Source organism: Pseudomonas sp. AC255, assembly GCF_979258175.1.
The window spans coordinates 1724450-1742217 of sequence record NZ_OZ409841.1 but is presented as its reverse complement, the minus strand read 5'-3'; the positions used below and the strand labels follow the sequence as shown (position 1 = coordinate 1742217).

Sequence of the window (17768 nt, the reverse complement as noted above, 5' to 3'; positions counted from 1 at the left end):
AACTCCTTGCAGAAAAAGTAGGGATGACTCAGTTCTGGTTGTTGCAGCCGTCAGCGAATTTGCTGTAATCCAGCTCGCGGGTTTTGCCGGCGGAATCGAGGTAGGTCATGCGCGCCTCGGTGATGCCGCAGGTCACGGAAGTGTCTTCGGTCATCGACAGCACTTTCTGGATATCCAGATGGGTGCCGTAGGTGTAGGTTTGCCGGCTGACGTCAGCTTCGGCGTGGGCCGACAGGGTGCAGATGTTCAGAGCGGCGAACAGGCAGGCGGCGAATACGGATTTGTTGTTCATGGTGTAGTCCTCAAGGCTTCAGTGGGTTTGAGCCGAGGCGGTCTGTGTGTGCCTCGATGGAGCCTATTTGAGGCGCTTGAGGTATCGCGTCTGTGTCAGGAAAGGACGAGAATCACTCGTTGTGTATCCACGCCATGTGTAGATACACAGCGATACAAACCACGGTAAAAATCGCGTTTTTGCGTCGGTGTGTATCCGCCGTCGCGACAGATACACTGCAATACAAAGGCAGGCAGGCGTGCGGTCAGCGGCGCTATAGACTGCACGGCATTCCCCCTTTGACAGAGGCTTGAACCGATGGAACATGTCGATCACATTCTCATCGTCGACGACGACCGCGAGATCCGTGAACTGGTAGGCAACTACCTGAAGAAGAACGGCCTGCGCACGACAGTGGTCGCTGATGGCCGGCAGATGCGCAGCTTCCTTGACGCCAACACCGTCGACCTGATCGTGCTCGACATCATGATGCCCGGTGACGATGGCCTGCAGCTGTGCCGCGAATTGCGTGTAGGCAAACACAAGGCCACGCCGGTGCTGATGCTCACCGCGCGCAACGATGAGACCGACCGCATCATCGGTCTGGAAATGGGCGCGGACGATTACCTGAGCAAACCCTTCGCCGCCCGCGAACTGCTGGCGCGGATCAACGCTGTGTTGCGCCGTACCCGCATGTTGCCGCCGAACCTGGTGGTCACCGAAGCCGGTCGCCTGCTGGCCTTCGGTCGTTGGCAGCTGGACACCTCGGCCCGGCACCTGCTCGACAGCGACGGCACCATGGTTGCCCTCAGCGGTGCCGAATACCGCTTGCTGCGGGTGTTCCTCGACCACCCGCAACGGGTGCTCAGCCGCGATCAACTGCTCAACCTGACCCAGGGCCGCGAGGCCGATCTGTTCGACCGTTCCATTGATCTGCTGGTCAGTCGCCTGCGTCAACGCCTGCTGGACGATGCTCGCGAGCCGGCCTATATCAAGACCGTGCGCAGTGAAGGTTATGTGTTCTCGCTGCCGGTCGAACTGCTTGGGGCTTCGGCATGAAACTCAAGCTGCAATGGCCGCGCACTCTCGCCTCGCGCCTGTCGCTGATTTTCCTGATCGGACTGATTCTGGCGCAGGGCCTGTCGTTCGGCGCGCAGTATTACGAGCGTTACCAGAGCGCGAAAAGCACCATGCTCGGCAACCTCGAAACCGACGTCTCGACTTCGATGGCGATCCTCGATCGCCTGCCCGCCGCCGAGCGCGAGGCCTGGCTGCCGCGACTGGCCCGGCGCAATTACGGCTACCTGCTCAACGAGGGCGAACCGGGCATGCCGGTGACCTCGGCTGAAAAGTCCGTCGCGATCGCCTCGATTACGGCGGCCATCGGCGACACTTATCCCATCGTGTTTACCGAAGTTCCCGGTGGTCCGAGACAACATTTCCAAGGCCACTTGCGCCTGAGCGACGGCAGCCCGGTGACCATCGATATCCGTCCGGCGATGGTGCCGCTGTCACCATGGTTGCCGGTAGTGCTGCTGGGCCAACTGGCATTGCTGATCCTCTGCACCTGGCTCGCCGTGCGCATCGCCATTCGCCCCCTCACCCGCCTCGCCAATGCGGTGGAAACCCTTGACCCCAACGCCCATCCGATCAAACTCGACGAGCAAGGGCCGACCGAAGTGGTCCACGCCGCGCGGGCGTTCAACGCCATGCAAACGCGCATCGCCGCCTACCTGAAAGAACGCATGCAACTGCTCGCGGCGATTTCCCACGACCTGCAAACGCCGATCACCCGGATGAAATTGCGCGCAGAGTTCATGGACGACTCGGTCGAAAAAGACAAACTGAGCAGCGATCTCGGCGAAATCGAGCATCTGGTGCGCGAAGGCGTGGCCTACGCCCGCAGCGTTCACGGCGCCACCGAAGAGAGCCGGCGTACTGATCTCGACTCGTTCCTCGACAGCCTGGTCTTCGACTATCAGGACATGGGCAAGGACGTGCAGCTCGGCGGCAAGAGCAAGGCGGTAATCGAAACCCGCCCGCAGGCCCTGCGCCGGGTCCTGGTGAACCTGACCGACAACGCCCTGAAATTCGCCGGCGCCGCGCAATTGCAGGTCGAAGCGCAGGGCAACAGCCTGTCGGTGAAAGTCCTCGATCGCGGCCCGGGCATCGCCGAGGCCGAGTTGGCGCAGGTGCTGGAACCGTTCTACCGCGTGGAAAATTCGCGCAACCGCGACACCGGCGGCACCGGTCTCGGGCTGGCGATCGCCCAGCAATTGGCGTTGGCGCTGGGTGGCTCGCTGCTGTTGAGTAATCGTGAAGGTGGCGGGTTGTGCGCTGAACTGAAGTTGCCGCTGCCACGCTGAGAAAAACACCGACTAGACTCATTCATTACCCAGTCGAGGGGGCCGCAGGACGTCTGCTGTGCCCTGCCCCAATCCGTGACCACCGCCCGGTGGCGCCTGCCTCGACATTCAACGCCGCCGGACGGTGATCCTGTTTCAGGAGCACACGTGATGAATGAGGCGAAGCTCAACGAATTCATGGGCAAACTGGTCAACGACATGGGCGGCGCGGCGATGCTGGCCAATGTCATCGTCGGCGAAGAACTCGGCCTGTACCGGGCAATGGCCGACAGCCAACCGATCAGCCCCGAAGCCCTAGCTGCCAAAACCACCTGCAATCCGCGCCTGGTGCGCGAATGGCTCAGCGCCCATGCCGCGTCCGGTTACATGGAACACTCTGACGGTCAGTTTCGTTTGCCCGAAGAGCAGGCCTTGGCGCTGGCGGTGGAGGAATCCCCCGTGTACGTCGCCGGCGGTCTCGGCGTGGTGGCGTCGTTTTTCCATGACAAGGACAAACTGGTCAAGGCCATGCGCGGCAATGGCGCCTTGTCTTGGGGCGATCACCATCCGTGCATGTTCAGCGGCACTGAACGCTTCTTCCGCCCCGGGTACAAAGGTCACCTGATTGCCGAATGGCTTCCGGCCCTGGACGGTGTGGTGGCCAAACTCGAACGCGGCGCCAAGGTTGCCGACATCGGCTGCGGTCACGGCGCCTCGACGGTGATCATGGCCCAGGCGTTTCCCAAATCGCAATTTGTCGGCTTCGACTTCCACGCGCCGTCAGTCACCGTGGCCACGCAACGGGCCGAAGAAGGCGGCGTGGGCAATCGCGCCAGATTCTTCGAGGGCACGGCGAAAAACTATCCCGGCGGCGACTACGATCTGATCTGCTTTTTCGACTGCCTGCACGACATGGGCGACCCGGTCGGCGCCGCTCGCCACGCTTATGAGTCGCTGAAAGACGATGGCACGGTGTTGCTGGTCGAACCGTTCGCCAACGACAAACTGGACGATAATCTCAACGCGGTCGGGCGCCTGTTCTACGCCGCCTCGACGTTTATCTGCACGCCCAATTCGCTGTCCCAGGAAGTCGGCCTGGGGCTCGGTGCGCAGGCTGGGGAAATGCGCCTGCGCAAAGTTTTTGTCGAGGCCGGGTTCAAGCAGTTCCGTCGCGCCACGCAGACACCGTTCAACCTGATACTGGAGGCGCGCAAGTAACCCGAGCGGATCGCATGCTAACCTGCGGGCACTGCCCATTCTGGAGTGCTGAGCATGCTCGATAGCCCGATCCGCGAACATCTCGATACGCTGTTGCAGGCCATGGCCGATGATAACTTGCTGATATTGACCGGCGCCGGCATCAGCACGCCATCGGGCATTCCGGACTATCGCGACAGTGACGGCGTGCGTCGTGGGCGGCAGCCGATGATGTATCAGGAGTTTCTCGCCGCCCCGGAATCACGCCGGCGCTATTGGGCGCGGGCCATGCTCGGTTGGCCGCGCGTCCGTCAGGCCCGACCGAACGCGGCGCATGAGGCGCTGGCGACGTTGCAGCAGCGCGGCCGGATCAGCGATTTGATCACGCAGAATGTCGATACCTTGCACGATCAGGCCGGCAGCCAGGATGTGATCGAGCTGCATGGCAGTCTGCATCGAGTGCTGTGCCTGGATTGCGGGCAACGCAGCGAGCGCGATGCGATCCAGCAGCAGATGGAGGCACAGAATCCCTACCTGAGTGGTGTTGATGCGGTGCAGGCGCCGGATGGCGATACCTTGCTCGACCCGGCATTTGAAGCGCGCTTCCGGGTACCGCAGTGCCCGCATTGCGCGGGTGAGCGGATGAAACCGGATGTGGTGTTCTTCGGCGAGAACGTGGCGCCGACGACAGCGGCACGCGCGCTGGCCGCCGCCGAGAATGCGGCGGGGTTGCTGGTGGTGGGATCTTCGTTGATGGCGTATTCGGCGTTTCGCTTGTGTCGGGTGATCGCCGAGCGTGGCAAACCGTTGATGGCGATCAATCTGGGCAAGACCCGGGCGGATGATTTGCTCGATTTGAAGATTGAAGGGTCGTGTGAGGAGCTTTTGCCGTGGTTGGTGGAGGAGCTGAGGCGGTGAGATTTTGAGTAATGGGTTCGGCTTGAAATCGGCCCCTCACCCTAGCCCTCTCCCGAGGGAGAGGGGACTGACCGAGGTGTTTGTACGGGATTCGTCGACCTGAAATCGCTCATCGAACTCAGATCTTTGACTGCCGTGCTGATGCCGGACTCAATGCGCCCGATCCAGCCCCGCCAGCAATGCGCTGTCGTGGCTGTAGATGTCCGGCGCATAACGCACCTGGCCACTGCTGTCGACCTGCGCCGTCCAGTAGGTCATCAGGATCGGCACCGGCGCCGACAGGCGAAATTCATGGGTGCTACCGGTTGCCAGCAAAGTATCGGTGCGGGCTTTTTCTGCCGGGGACAGCAGCAGATCGCGCAGTTGCAGCGGGTGCTCGACCCGCACGCAACCGGAGCTGAACGCCCGTGGGCCTTTTTCAAACAGCGCCTTGCTCGGCGTGTCGTGCAGGTACACCGAGAACGGGTTGGGGAAACGGATGACCATTTGCCCCAGCGGATTGCGCGGGCCGGCGTCCTGGCGCAGGAGGATGTTGCCGGGGTTGTCCCAATCGATATCGGCCGCTGCCAGAGGCTGACCATTGGCGTCGAGCACTTGCAGGTTCTGGCGACTGAGGAAGGTCTGGTCCTTGCGGATTTCCGGCAGTTTGTCTTCCTTCCAGATAGTCGGCGGTACGGTCCAGGTCGGGTTCAGCGTCAACCGGGTGACGCGGGATTTGAGCAGCGGTGTCTGTCGTTCGGCGCGGCCGACCTGGGTGCGGGTCTGCCATACCGGCTGACCGCCCTGATACAGCGTCAGCTCAGCGGCCGCGACATTGACCACCAGACCACTGGGTTCCATGTCCTGGGCCATCCAGCGGAAACGTTCGAGATTGACCCGCAACTGATCGCGGCGGGTCAGCGGGCTGATGTTCAGCTCGGCAATGGTGCCCGGCCCGACCACGCCGTCAGCCTGCAACGAATGGCTGGCCTGAAAGTGCTTCACTGCCTCCACCAGCACGTCATCGTAGGCGTTGTCCGGCGTCACCAGTGCGTGTGCCAGATAACCTTCGTTGTACAGACGTCGGGCCAGTTCCGGCACGCGCGGGTCTTCCATCGCCGGACGCAGCAACGGGCCGCTGCCCACCGGCTGCCATTGCGGCAAGGCTTGCAAGCGTTGCGCGGCATATAACTGGCGCAGGCTTTGATATTGCGGCAGATGCGGACGCGCCAGGTTGAACGCCGCAGCAATATCGTTCATGCCCGGCACGGCAATGCTGAGCAATTGCGCCTGACGATCGGTTGGCGGGCCGTCGACACGCCACAGCGGTTCGAAATGCGATTGCAACAGACGGCCGTAATGCAGATCCTGCAAGGCCTGCAGATAGTTGCGGCTGATGTCGATATCGGCACACAACTCGCCATCCTGCGGCGGTGTCGTCGCGACCGCATATCGATTCGGATTCAGCCCGTCGTCGGCCAACAGCTGCAATTGCGCGCGCAATGCCGGCAAGCGTGCGGACTCACTCGCCCACACCGGCATCCAGTCCTGCTGCTCATAAAACGCCTGCAACTGGCTCAACGCCGGGCCATTGAGCCGCGGTGCAATGGCCGGGCACGACTGCGCCAGGCTGATCAAAACTGCCTGCAACGGGCTGCGCGGCTCGACCGGCAATTGCGTTTCAGGCGTCGGCAGGGTTTCGAGCGGGGGCAGCGGCTCATCGGCGCAAGCGACAAACGGCGCAGCGAGCAAACAAATGCTCAAGTAGCATGCGTACTTTTTGAACAACTGCTTTACTCCAATCCATGGCCGTCCAGATGACGGTCAACCTTACATCAGGTGCGCTGAACAGTCAGGCTCGAACCGCGAGCCTGCGGGTATTGACTGGGAGTCAGGAGCCAAAGTGCCGTTTATGTAGCAAGTTGAGGACACTTTATAAAATGTTGACGTTTTTGCGCCGACTTCTGTTGAGCACCGCGACCCTTGTCGCCGTGACCAGCCCAGTATTTGCCGCCGGCAAGCCATCGCCGGTTCTCTACAACAGCCTCGCCCACGCCGCGCCGGAACTCAATCCCCAAGCGCTCAAAGGTGCATTGAGTGCCATACAATGCGCGGTCAACAACGGCGCGAAACCCTCGCGGCATCTGGCGATCATCGATTACTCGCAACCGTCCACCGAACGCCGCCTGTGGATCTTCGACCTGAGCAAAAAGAAGCTGGTGCTGCGTGATCTGGTTGCCCACGGCTCCAACTCCGGGGAAAACTTCGCCACGCAGTTTTCCAACCGCGAAGGCAGTTACCAGTCCAGTCTCGGCCTGTTCCGCACGCAGGAAAGCTACGAAGGTACTCACGGCTATTCGCTGCGCATGGACGGTCTGGAACCCGGTTTCAATGACCTGGCCCGCGATCGCGCGATCGTGATTCATGCCGCCAGTTACGTGAACCCGCTGTGGAGCAAGCGTCAGGGGCGTATCGGCCGCAGTCAGGGTTGCCCCGCCGTGCGGCCGCAGATTGCCAAACAGGTGATCGATCGCCTGAAGAACGGCCAGTTCATGTTTTCCTGGTATCCGGATCAACGCTGGCTGCAGAAGTCACCGTACCTGAACTGCCAGCCGCAGCAGGTGGCGAGCATTCTCAACACCCACGCCAGTTAACGCGCGTCGCCTCCGGCGGGTTTGTAGAACAGGAACCTGCCGGTCTGCGCCGTGTTGCGATAGGCCTTGGCCCAACTCGGGTGCACGCCGCGATCGTGAAAATACAGGGCACCGCGCGTGCGGTCCTTGAGCTGACGGTTCAACGCCTTGCCGGCGATTTCCTTGGCCAGCGCGTATTCGGCGTCTTCCTTGACCTGATCGGGCCTGCCGTCGCACCACCACGAAAACTGGCAGTTGCCGCTTTCCGATCCTTGCTTGACCACCGCGCACACCGTGTCGGGGAAGCCGTCATGGCCGAGGCGATTCATCACCACACTGGCGACGGCTTCCATTTCCGGGGTGTCCTTGCCCTTGGCTTCCCAGTAAATACTGCGCGCCAGACAGGTCAGCGGATCGTCCAGCGGCGCGGCGCCGGCCGGGTCTACCGCCTGCGCTTCGGTGGGGGTGATGGCCTCGGATTTCGGCGCCGGAGCAGCGCTGACTTTATCCGCCGCTTTCTCTTCAAGCACCTCGGCTTTCTGTTCGGCCTTGGCCTCGATCGGCGCCTGCGCCCCGGCCCATGCTGCGCCGGTCAAAAAGATCCACAACAAACCGCCCGCCAAGCCTTTCGATCCCATGTCGATTCTTCCGTCAGCGCCCGCCCGGGGCAAGATGTTACGTCGGTGAGACGCCCGGTTTGCGGGGTCTTCGCAGAGTGTAGCGAGCAAATGCGCGGGCACACCAGCGCAGAAAAATCCGCCGCAAAGAAAAACACATTCACTCACCGGGGGCCTTTCGCGCATCATGGGCGCATTCAGCTCAAGGGAGATTTCCATGCGCTTCATGCCGTCCGTTTTGCGTTATGCCGCATTGTCGCTGGGCGTGGTGTTCGCCACCTCGGCGCTGGCCGCCGATGAACTGCAATTGATCGAGTCGATCAACAGCTATCGCAGCCAGCCCCAGCGTTGCGGCACGCAGGCGTCAAACGAGTTGCCACCGCTGTCGGCCGATCCACGGCTGCGCCTGCCGGCCAGCGGCGCGGTTGATCTGCAGCAGGCCATGACCAGCGCCCACTACCCGATGGTCAACGTGCAGGCGATCACCCTCAACGGCCCCCGCGATGCGGCGTCAGCAATGAAGGCGATTCAGGAAAGCTTCTGTCAGGTGGTGCTCGATCCGCAGTTTGTCGATATCGGTGTCAACCGCGTTGACCGCGACTGGCGCATCGTCCTCGCGCGGCCGTTGCTGACGGCGAAACTCGGCGATGCACAAAGCGAAGGGCAAAAGCTGCTGGCGCAACTCAATACCGCGCGCAGCCAGGCGCGCCAGTGCGGCGGCCAGTCCTTCGCGGCGGCAGCACCGCTGGCGTGGAACGCCACGCTGGGCACGGTCGCTCAGGACCACAGCCGCGACATGGCCAACAACAATTACCTCGACCACAAGGACCGCGACGGCCGCACGCCGGGCGACCGCGCCGAACTGTCCGGTTACAGCGGACAACTGGTCGGTGAAAACATCGCCGCCGGGCAAGACACCGTCGGCAAGGTCGTTGACGGCTGGCTCGCCAGCCCAGGCCATTGCGCCAATCTGATGAATCCGCAATATCAGGAACTGGGCGCCGCTTACGCGACCGATCCGAAAAGCAACGCCGGCATTTACTGGACGGCAATGTTTGGCGCACCGTAAGGCATCATCGACGCCGTCAATCACTCGGTCAGCCAGAGTGATTGGACGGCGTGGCGAGCGCAGCCTACCCTGCGCGATCTGCGCCCGCTGACGGCGTTCCACATCCACGAGGCGAGCCCATGACACAGCGTGAATTGATCGATGGTCACAACCGCCGCGTGGATTATCTGCGCCTGTCGGTGACCGACCGCTGCGATTTTCGCTGCGTCTATTGCATGGCCGAGGACATGCAGTTCCTGCCGCGCCAGCAGATCCTCACCCTCGAAGAGCTGTTCCAGGTGGCGCAAAGCTTCGTCGCCCTCGGCACGCGCAAGATCCGCCTCACGGGTGGCGAGCCGCTGATCCGCCCCGGCGTTGTGCAACTCTGCGAACAGATCGCCGCCCTGCCCGGCCTGCGCGAGCTGTGCCTGACCACCAACGGCTCGCAATTGGGCCGACTGGCCAGGCCGCTGTTCGACGCCGGGGTCAAGCGTCTCAACATCAGCCTCGACAGCCTCGATCCGCAGCGCTTCAAAGAGCTGACCCGTACCGGCGATCTGGCGCAGGTCATCGACGGCATCGATGCCGCACGTGCCGCCGGTTTCACCCGTACCAAACTCAATTGCGTGGTGATGCAGGGCCGCAACGATCACGAGATCAACGATCTGGTCAGTTTCGCCATCGAGCGTGATCTGGATATTTCCTTCATCGAAGAGATGCCGCTGGGCGCGATCGCCGAACACAGCCGCGCCGAATCCTTCTACTCCAGCGCGCAAGTGCGCGAACGCATTGCCGAACGCTTCACCCTGATCGACTCGACCGAATCGACGCAAGGGCCGTCGCGCTACTGGCGCGTGGCGGAAGCACCAAACATTCGTCTGGGCTTCATTTCGCCGCACAGCCACAACTTCTGCGGCACCTGCAATCGCGTGCGCCTGACCGTAGAAGGTCGCTTGCTGCTGTGCCTGGGCAACGAGCATTCGATGGACCTCAAAGCGGTGTTGCGCGCCCATCCCGGCCACCCGGAACGCCTGGAAAACGCGATCATCGAGGCGATGAAACTCAAGCCGTATCGACACAATTTCGAAGTCAACGACGACGTACAAGTGGTGCGTTTCATGAACATGACCGGCGGTTGAAACGCCGCGCAACCGGGACCGCGAGATGATCGTCAGACCGAGACCCAATCAGTTCGCCGTGCTGTTCACCCTCCGAGGCTCGATCGCCAAACGCATCGCCGTGCGCACCTTGATGCTGACACTGCTGGCGGCGGCGATTGTGCTGATCGAACTTCTGGTGCCGAGCTACTTCGCCCAGATCAATTCGACACCGTTCACCCTGCTCGGCCTGTCGCTGTCGATTTTCCTGAGCTTTCGCAACAACGCTTGTTACGACCGTTGGTACGAGGGGCGCAAGGCCTGGGGCGAGGTGCTGTTGCGGGTGCGCGCGGTGATGCGCGAAACCCAAGACCTCGATGACACCCGCCTGCGTGGACAACTGTTGCGCAACCTGTGCGGTTTCGCCCACGCGTTGAATGCACGGCTGCGTGGAGACAGCGAGGAGCAGGCCAGTGCCGACTGGGTCAGCCCACCGATCGATGGGGCTGCGCCGGATCACTGCGGACAGATCCTTCATCAGCTCGGGCGCCAGTGCTCAGCGCTGGAAACGGCCGGTGTGCTGTCGCCATGGCGTTATCAGTTGCTGGCCAATCACCTGACCTGCCTGAGCCAGGCCCAGGCGGTGTGCGACCGGATCAAGAACACGCCATTGCCCTTCCCTTACACCCTGCTGCTGCACCGCACCATCTACCTGTTTTGCCTGCTGCTGCCGTTCGCCATGGCGCAATCGCTGGGTTGGTTGACGCCGCTGTTCACGGCAATTGTCAGCTACACCTTCTTCGGCTTCGACGCGATTGCCGATGAACTCGAAGACCCGTTCGGGCTCGATGAAAACGATCTGCCGACCGATGCACTGGTGCGCACCCTGGAGCGCGATGTGCTGTACGAACTGGGCGTCTCGCCATTGCCCCCCGCGCCGGAGCCGGACGACTACGTGCTGCGCTGAATGGCTCAGCGGCAAACAACGAGATGGCCCGGCGCGTCCGCTCGGGACCGAGATGCGGCCATTCGCGAGCAGGCTCGCTCCCACAGTTGAAATGCATTCTCCTGTGGGAGCGAGCCTGCTCGCGAAAAAGGCAACTCGGTCAATCAGACCAAACGCCGGAAAGCGCCACCGACGAATCTTCCGTTTACACGCGCGCGAATTCCCCCTTACTATCCGGGCACACCGGTCGCCGGGCCTGCCCTGCCGCCGACGCTTTCCGCCAACGGAAACACGCGTTATGAGTACGTCACCACAACAACCCCAAAGGTTGCACGTCTCTGCTGTACGCGCCCACTGCAACAGGGGCCGCGTATGAACCGCATCGTCAATCTGCCCATGGCCCTGCGCCGCTCCAAGCTGCGTCACTCCGCACGCCCGCCGGATATCGCCGTTCCCGTCTGATCGCGTGAGCTGAAACCGCGACAGTCAATTTCCCGATTTTCCTGATATCCCTGCCGGGACACTTGCGCCTTTTTGTCGCGTCGTGTCCGGCCGAATCTGCGCGCCTGTGCGGCGCCATCGTGAGTGATTTGCCATGAAATTCGCAGCCATCGAAGACGCACGCCTGTTCCTCGAACAGAACCCCGATATCGACATGATCGAATTGTTCATCCTCGACGCCAACGGCGTGCCGCGCGGCAAGCTGTTGCACCGCGAAGAACTGCTCGCCGTATACGAAAGCGGTCGACCGCTGCCGAGCACCATCCTTGGCCTGACCGTACAAGGCGAGGACGTCGAGAACTCCGGACTGGTCTGGGATGTGGGCGACATCGACTGCCGCGCCTATCCGCTGCAAGGCAGTCTGGTGCGCTTGCCGTGGCGACAGATTCCGACCGCCGCCGTGCAGGTCAGCATGCACCCGAGCGAGGGCCTGCCGGCGAGCATCGCTGACCCTCGGCACCTGCTGATCAAAGTCATCGACGGACTCAAGGCCGAGGGCTATCACCCGATCATGGCGTGCGAGCTGGAGTTCTATCTGCTCGATGCCAAACGCGACCACAACGGCCGCCCGCAACCGGCGCTGGACGCCGACGGCGGGCGACCGCGACACACGCAAGTCTACGGTTTGCGCGAGCTGGAACAGATCGAGCCGTTCCTCGCCGACCTCTACAGCGCGTGCAAACTGCACGGCATTCCGGCGCGCACGGCGATCTCCGAATACGCGCCGGGTCAGGTCGAAATCACCCTCGAACATGGCGACGCACTGGAGGCGATGGATCAGGCGGTACGCTACAAACGTCTGGTCAAAGGCGTGGCGCACAAGCACGGCATGCAGGCGACGTTCATGGCCAAGCCGTTCGATGATCTGGCCGGCACCGGCATGCACATGCACGTCAGCCTCGCCGATGCCGACGGCCGTAATCTGTTCGCCTCGCAAGACCCGGCCGGCACACCGCTGTTGCGCACGGCGATTGGCGGCATGCTCGCGTCTCTGCTCGACTCGCTGCTGCTGTTTTGCCCCAACGCCAACTCCTACCGACGTTTCCAGGCCAACAGCTACGCGCCACTGGCGCCGACCTGGGGCGTCGACAACCGCACGGTCAGCCTGCGCGTACCCGGCGGCCCGGCCCCTACGCGACACATCGAACACCGCATCTGCGGCGCCGACGCCAACCCGTATCTGGCAGCGGCGGCGATCCTCGCCGGCATTCATCGCGGCATTCGTGAAGAGCTGGATCCGGGGGCACCGGTCGAGGGCAATGGTTATGCCCAGGCGAAAGAACTGCTGCCGACCGACTGGCTGACGTCGTTGCAGGCGCTGGAAAATTCCACGTGGGCACGAGAGGCATTGGGGCAGGAATTTCTTGGTGTGTATCTGGCGGTGAAGCGTGCCGAGTATCGGCAGTTCATGGCTGAAGTGGGTGAGCAGGATTGGCGGTGGTACCTGACCGAGGCTTAACGATCCGACACCGAACCTGTGGGAGCGAGCCTGCTCGCGAAGGCGTCATCACATTCAACATTTTGGGTGACTGACACACCGCTTTCGCGAGCAGGCTCGCTCCCACAGGGAATGCACTTCGAACCTGAATTTTTTGTGGACCCTGACATGACCATTCGCTGCAATTCCTACTACACCGCCACACTCAACCAGGACACCGACTACCCGACCGTGCAAGGCCGGCACAAGGTCGATGTGGTGATCATCGGCGGCGGTTTCACTGGCGTCGCCACTGCCGTCGAGCTGGCGGAAAAAGGCCTGAAAGTCGCCATCGTCGAAAGCCACAAGATCGGCTGGGGCGCCACCGGGCGCAATGGCGGGCAAGTCACCGGCAGCCTGTCCGGCGACGGTGCGATGCGCAAGCAGATGCGCGCGAAACTGGGCGATGACGTGGACGATTTCATCTGGCATCTACGCTGGCGCGGGCATGAAATCATCCGCGAGCGCGTCGAGAAATATGCGATCCAGTGCGACCTCAAACACGGCCATTTGCACGCGGCGTACAAGCCAAGCCACATGGTCGATCTGCGCAAGGATTACGACGAAGCCGTGCGTCGCGGATTAGGCGATGAAGTGAGCCTGCTCGACCGCAGCCAGGTTCGCGACCTGCTGCAAAGCGAGCTCTACCACGGCGCGATCAAGAACACCCGCAACATGCATCTGCACCCGCTCAACCTGTGCCTTGGCGAAGCACGCGCAGCCGAAAGCCTGGGCGCGCTGATCTTCGAAAACAGTGAAGTGCTGGAGATCATCCACGGCGACACACCTGGCGTGCGCACCGCTCACGGCCAGATCGACGCCAGTCAGGTGATGCTCGCCGGTGACGTCTATCACAAGCTCGAACCGGGCCAGCTCAAGGGCAAGATTTTCCCGGCCATGGGCGGCATCGTCACCACCGCGCCGCTCGGTGATCTGGCGCAACAGATCAACCCCGAAGACCTCGCCGTGTACGACTGCCGCTTCGTCCTCGATTACTACCGGCTGACCGCCGACGGCCGTTTGCTGTTCGGCGGCGGCGCCAACTACAGCGGCAAGGATTCGCGCGACATCACTGCGGAACTGCGCCCGTGTATCGAACGCACATTCCCGGCGCTCAAAGGTGTCCCGATCGATTACCAGTGGAGCTGCGCGATGGGCATCGTCATCAACCGCATCCCGCAACTGGGCAAGCTCTCGGACAACGTCTGGTATTGCCAGGGCTACTCGGGACACGGCATCGCCACCACACACATCATGGGCGAGATCATGAGCCGGGCAATCACCGGGCAAATGGAACAGTTCGATACCTTCGCCGCGTGCCAGCACATCCGCGTGCCAATGGGCGACCTGCTAGGCAATCCGTTGCTGGCGGCGGGGATGTGGTATTACCAGATGCTCGAGCGGTTGCGCTGAATTCACTGGCCCTATCGCGAGCAGGCTCGCTCCCACATTGGATTTGTGCACGACACAACACCCTGTGGGAGCGAGCCTGCTCGCGAAGAGGCCCTCAAACCCCACACAAAATTCAATCCGGCAACTGCTCCACCACAATCCCCAACCGCCGATAATCCTCGACATTCCCCGACCCGGGATGCCGCTCGGTAATCAACCTATGCAGGCGCGTGCACGGCGCGACCACAAACGGCTCCACCGCACCCAGCTTGTCTGCCGTAGTCACTGCAATCACCCGCGCTGCACTGTCGAGCATCGCCTGTTTGATCGGCACTTCATCGAAATGCAGCGAGGTAATCCCGACCTCGGGATGAATCGCACACACCCCGGTAATCGCCAGATCCGCCTTGATTCCGGCCAACAGTCGCAGCGCTTCCTGACCACTGGCCGACATCGAATGCGGATTCAATTCACCACCCGCCAGAATCACTTTCACACCTTTATATTCGGACAAGGCAATCGCCGTCAGTGGGGAAGCGGTCACGGCGGTGATGCGGATATCGGACGGTAACGCGCGCGCCACCTGCAAGGTGGTCGAGCCGGAATCGAACAACACAATCTGCCCATCCTCGATGTGCTGCGCCGCCAATTGCGCCAGGCGCACCTTGACCTCGTCGGTCTCATCCAGACGAGTGAAGTAATCCTTGCCCGAGTCCTTCGGTCGCGGCAACGCCCCGCCATGCACCCGCTGCACCAGCCCGGCGCTGTCCAGCTCGGCAAGGTCGCGGCGGATGGTGTCTTCGGACACCGCGAAATGCTGGCTAAGCTCGGAGGCCATGACCTTGCCGTCACGTTCGAGAAGCAAAAGGATTTTCTGCCGGCGCAGGGACGGCAATTCGGCGATGGAGTGGTCGTGCATGGTTATGCCTGTTTGTGCTTGTAGTTGCAGGTTTCGGCGACACTAGCGAAAGTCTCGGGCAAATACAAACGCGACGGCTATCAATGCTTTCGATCATTGGAATCAACACGGCGAATTTTTCTTTGCGCTGCGCCTGTTCACAATGGCCCCACTCTCAAAAGCTCAGGATGAACAGCCCATGAATCTCAATTTCGCCTTCGCCTGCATGATCGTCGTGTCGTTCGCGATTGCCTTGGGCCACGCCTGACCTGCACCAACAACGCCGGGGCAAAATGCAGCAGCACCATCCGGCTCAGATGATGCGTCAGAATAAACACCACATTCAGCCCGCCGCCAAACGCGACAATCGCAATCGTCTCGATCGCGCCCGGCATGTACGCCAGCCACAGTGACAGTGGATCACTGCTCAGCCAGCGCGCGGCCACCTCGGCAAACACCGCTGCAACGACGATCATCAAACCCACCGAGACCAACGCCGTGCGCCCATGCCGCGCCAGTTCTGCGATGCCGAGCCCCTGAAAACGTGAGCCGATGCGCATGCCAAGAATCAGTGCGGCCAGGCTCAAACTCCACTCCGGCATGTGAAAGCCGTGCAGCCATCCCGTCTTCACAAACACAGCAGTGATGATGATCGCAGTGAGCATGAACGGCGCCGGGACGCCGATCAGCAACAGCAGGCGGCCGAGCAATACGCTCAGCGCGATGACAGAGAACGCGGTCAGCGCCATGCCGGTGGTCAACGGATCGCTGACCACTTCAGCCACCGCTGCTTGCCCGGGAATGAGCAAACTCACCAGCACGGTGATCAACAGCAGCCGCATCAGATGCACGATGATGACTTTGCTTGAAGCCTTTTCCGATTCGAGCAAATCGAACACTGCGGCCAACGCGCCGGGATACACCGCCAGCAGTGCATCGGTGCGATTCCAGCCGGCGCCGCGTGTCAGCCACCATCCGGCGAGTGCGATTTGTACGGTCAGGCAGATCAGCAACACGCCAAGGCTGGGCAACATCGTCGCGGCCGTTTCGCTGTCCCATGCTTCGAACATCAACCCGGTGGCGATGCCCAGCGTGACCTGGATGTAGCCCAGTCCATAAGGAGTTGCCGGGGCGATGCCGGTTTTACTGGCGAACAACGCAGTAACAACAATCGAGCCCAGCAGCAAGCCGTGGGGTACGCCTTCAAACTGCAACAACGCGCCGAAACCGGCCGCAATCAACAAGCACACAATGGATTTCATGGTTCGCCTTCCTGGCTATTTTGTGAGACACCACTATTTTCCTGTGGGAGCGAGCCTGCTCGCGAAAGCATCCTGCCAGTCACAGATAAATAACTGATCTATCGCCTTCGCGAGCAGGCTCGCTCCCACAAGAATCCAATACGTCTTACATACGCAAGCGTGCAATCGCCCGCCGATATTTCTCGATCCGCTCCAGATCCTCCCAACTCGGCGAGGCAATCCGCGAGATATCGCTGTTCTCTTCCAGATCCGCCAGCTTCACCACCCGGCCGATCGGGTTTTGCGCGGCACGGTCGACAAAATCCTCGTAGGACTCGCCGGGCACTTTGGTCACCGCCGCAATCGCCGCCAGCACCTCTTCGCTGAAACCTTCCCCGCGTAAGTCATCCAGACTTACCCCGCAATCCTCGACCACATCGTGCAGCACAGCGACGATGCGCTCCTCCAGCGTGTGCATGCGCAACATGACTTTCAGTGGATGCAGAATGTACGGCGCCCCGCCCTTGTCCACCTGCCCGCTGTGGGCCGTGGCGGCAATGGCGATAGCGCGTTCGAGGGTTTGGGCCATGGGAATCGAATCCTGCGCTTTATGTTTCTGATTGTTGCGCAGTGTACGCGAAGATCGCGCAGCGCAAAGCCGATTGAACCTTGCCCGCCCTCGCCGCCTCGAAACCAGACAAGCGCCAAATCACCGATCAGACGCGGCGCCATTGGAGAGGAATTGCCGATGAAAACCCGACTGCTGCTCCTGATCGCCACGTTCGCCATCATCCCCACCTGCGTCATGGCCGAAGGCTGCGACGTGCAGACCCGCTCCTCCAGCGCCGCAGTGCCCGCCGTGGAAACCCATAGCTGTTACGAATACGAAGGCATGCCGGTGGACTCCATCAACTGGTCATGCAGCAACGAAACCAAGGACACCCTCAACGCCATCAAGAAGAAAGTCCAACGCTGCGACGACCACTACCAAGCCACCTGCACCGCTCGCCTCACCCAGGAATCCCTCGCCAACCCGCACTCGACCAGCAAAGACAAAAGCGCCAAACCGCTGAACATGCCCGACAACGCCAAAGTCACCACGTATTACTACAACGGTGAGCACTTGGCGCAGGCGAAGATTGATTGCGAAAACAGTGGCGGGAACTGGAAGGCTAAATAGTCTCGGTTATCGAGGATTGCCTGACAGA

17 protein-coding genes are annotated in these 17768 nt (G+C 61.6%); 11 read left to right on the top strand and 6 right to left on the bottom strand.

Translation table 11 applies throughout. The features are described 5' to 3' along the window. Nucleotides 1-28: 28 nt before the first annotated feature. Complete coding sequence (locus ACZZ0K_RS08110; RefSeq protein WP_016775158.1) at nucleotides 29-292, bottom strand: DUF2790 domain-containing protein; 264 nt, start codon at nucleotides 290-292, stop codon at nucleotides 29-31. 297 nt (nucleotides 293-589) lie between these two features. Between ACZZ0K_RS08110 and ACZZ0K_RS08105 the strand changes: the two genes are divergently transcribed. The 4 genes from ACZZ0K_RS08105 to ACZZ0K_RS08090 all read left to right on the top strand — a co-directional run bounded on the left by ACZZ0K_RS08105 (nucleotide 590) and on the right by ACZZ0K_RS08090 (nucleotide 4731). Continuing rightward, a complete protein-coding gene (locus tag ACZZ0K_RS08105) occupies nucleotides 590-1330 on the top strand; it encodes a response regulator (RefSeq protein ID WP_024013314.1) in 741 nt (246 codons plus the stop codon). Continuing rightward, nucleotides 1327-2637 (top strand): ATP-binding protein, encoded by a 1311-nt coding sequence (locus ACZZ0K_RS08100; RefSeq protein WP_071172820.1) that lies wholly within the window; start codon nucleotides 1327-1329, stop codon nucleotides 2635-2637. The genes ACZZ0K_RS08105 and ACZZ0K_RS08100 overlap by 4 nt, the downstream gene beginning before the upstream one ends. 150 nt (nucleotides 2638-2787) lie before the next feature. Continuing rightward, nucleotides 2788-3834, top strand: a complete 1047-nt coding sequence (locus tag ACZZ0K_RS08095; protein WP_056789123.1) for a class I SAM-dependent methyltransferase — start codon at nucleotides 2788-2790, stop codon at nucleotides 3832-3834. A 54-nt stretch (nucleotides 3835-3888) separates the two neighbouring features. After that, on the top strand, nucleotides 3889-4731 hold the full coding sequence (locus ACZZ0K_RS08090; protein WP_258706862.1) for an NAD-dependent protein deacetylase: 843 nt from the start codon (nucleotides 3889-3891) through the stop codon (nucleotides 4729-4731). Between the two features lie 150 nt (nucleotides 4732-4881). Here the strand turns inward: ACZZ0K_RS08090 and ACZZ0K_RS08085 are convergent, their stop codons facing one another. Beyond that, on the bottom strand, nucleotides 4882-6498 hold the full coding sequence (locus ACZZ0K_RS08085) for a L,D-transpeptidase family protein (protein ID WP_258706863.1): 1617 nt from the start codon (nucleotides 6496-6498) through the stop codon (nucleotides 4882-4884). A 152-nt stretch (nucleotides 6499-6650) separates the two neighbouring features. Here ACZZ0K_RS08085 and ACZZ0K_RS08080 point away from each other — a divergent pair, with 152 nt between their 5' ends. Further along, entirely contained in the window at nucleotides 6651-7364 is a 714-nt protein-coding gene (locus ACZZ0K_RS08080; protein ID WP_463559041.1) for a murein L,D-transpeptidase catalytic domain family protein, read from the top strand. Here the strand turns inward: ACZZ0K_RS08080 and ACZZ0K_RS08075 are convergent. Beyond that, nucleotides 7361-7981 (bottom strand): cell wall hydrolase, encoded by a 621-nt coding sequence (locus ACZZ0K_RS08075; protein ID WP_130929693.1) that lies wholly within the window; start codon nucleotides 7979-7981, stop codon nucleotides 7361-7363. The genes ACZZ0K_RS08080 and ACZZ0K_RS08075 overlap by 4 nt on opposite strands. Before the next feature lie 196 nt (nucleotides 7982-8177). Between ACZZ0K_RS08075 and ACZZ0K_RS08070 the strand changes: the two genes are divergently transcribed. From ACZZ0K_RS08070 to ACZZ0K_RS08050, 5 genes are all read left to right on the top strand, one after another. Continuing rightward, nucleotides 8178-9029, top strand: coding sequence for a CAP domain-containing protein (locus ACZZ0K_RS08070; RefSeq protein ID WP_095181988.1), 852 nt, complete (start codon nucleotides 8178-8180; stop codon nucleotides 9027-9029). 119 nt (nucleotides 9030-9148) lie between these two features. Beyond that, complete coding sequence (moaA, locus tag ACZZ0K_RS08065; protein WP_041480911.1) at nucleotides 9149-10147, top strand: GTP 3',8-cyclase MoaA; 999 nt, start codon at nucleotides 9149-9151, stop codon at nucleotides 10145-10147. A gap of 25 nt (nucleotides 10148-10172) precedes the next feature. Further along, complete coding sequence (locus tag ACZZ0K_RS08060) at nucleotides 10173-11072, top strand: bestrophin family protein (protein WP_258706865.1); 900 nt, start codon at nucleotides 10173-10175, stop codon at nucleotides 11070-11072. A 574-nt stretch (nucleotides 11073-11646) separates the two neighbouring features. After that, on the top strand, nucleotides 11647-13011 hold the full coding sequence (locus ACZZ0K_RS08055; protein WP_258706866.1) for a glutamine synthetase family protein: 1365 nt from the start codon (nucleotides 11647-11649) through the stop codon (nucleotides 13009-13011). 147 nt (nucleotides 13012-13158) lie between these two features. Continuing rightward, nucleotides 13159-14442, top strand: coding sequence for an NAD(P)/FAD-dependent oxidoreductase (locus ACZZ0K_RS08050; RefSeq protein WP_258706867.1), 1284 nt, complete (start codon nucleotides 13159-13161; stop codon nucleotides 14440-14442). 112 nt (nucleotides 14443-14554) lie between these two features. Here ACZZ0K_RS08050 and ACZZ0K_RS08045 read toward each other — a convergent pair whose 3' ends face one another. The 3 genes from ACZZ0K_RS08045 to ACZZ0K_RS08035 form a co-directional block, all read right to left on the bottom strand. Beyond that, nucleotides 14555-15340: a DeoR/GlpR family DNA-binding transcription regulator gene (locus ACZZ0K_RS08045; RefSeq protein WP_258706868.1), complete on the bottom strand. Its 786-nt coding sequence runs from the start codon at nucleotides 15338-15340 to the stop codon at nucleotides 14555-14557. A gap of 185 nt (nucleotides 15341-15525) precedes the next feature. After that, nucleotides 15526-16581, bottom strand: a complete 1056-nt coding sequence (locus ACZZ0K_RS08040; RefSeq protein WP_258706869.1) for an AbrB family transcriptional regulator — start codon at nucleotides 16579-16581, stop codon at nucleotides 15526-15528. Nucleotides 16582-16726: 145 nt separating this feature from the next. After that, nucleotides 16727-17149 (bottom strand): HD domain-containing protein, encoded by a 423-nt coding sequence (locus ACZZ0K_RS08035; RefSeq protein ID WP_258706870.1) that lies wholly within the window; start codon nucleotides 17147-17149, stop codon nucleotides 16727-16729. 159 nt (nucleotides 17150-17308) lie between these two features. On the opposite strand from ACZZ0K_RS08035, the gene ACZZ0K_RS08030 reads away from it, so the two are divergent. Next, nucleotides 17309-17740 carry a hypothetical protein gene (locus ACZZ0K_RS08030; protein ID WP_258706871.1) on the top strand — a complete coding sequence of 144 codons (432 nt, stop codon included), beginning with the start codon at nucleotides 17309-17311 and terminating at the stop codon, nucleotides 17738-17740. The last annotated feature ends 28 nt before the right edge of the window (nucleotides 17741-17768 follow it).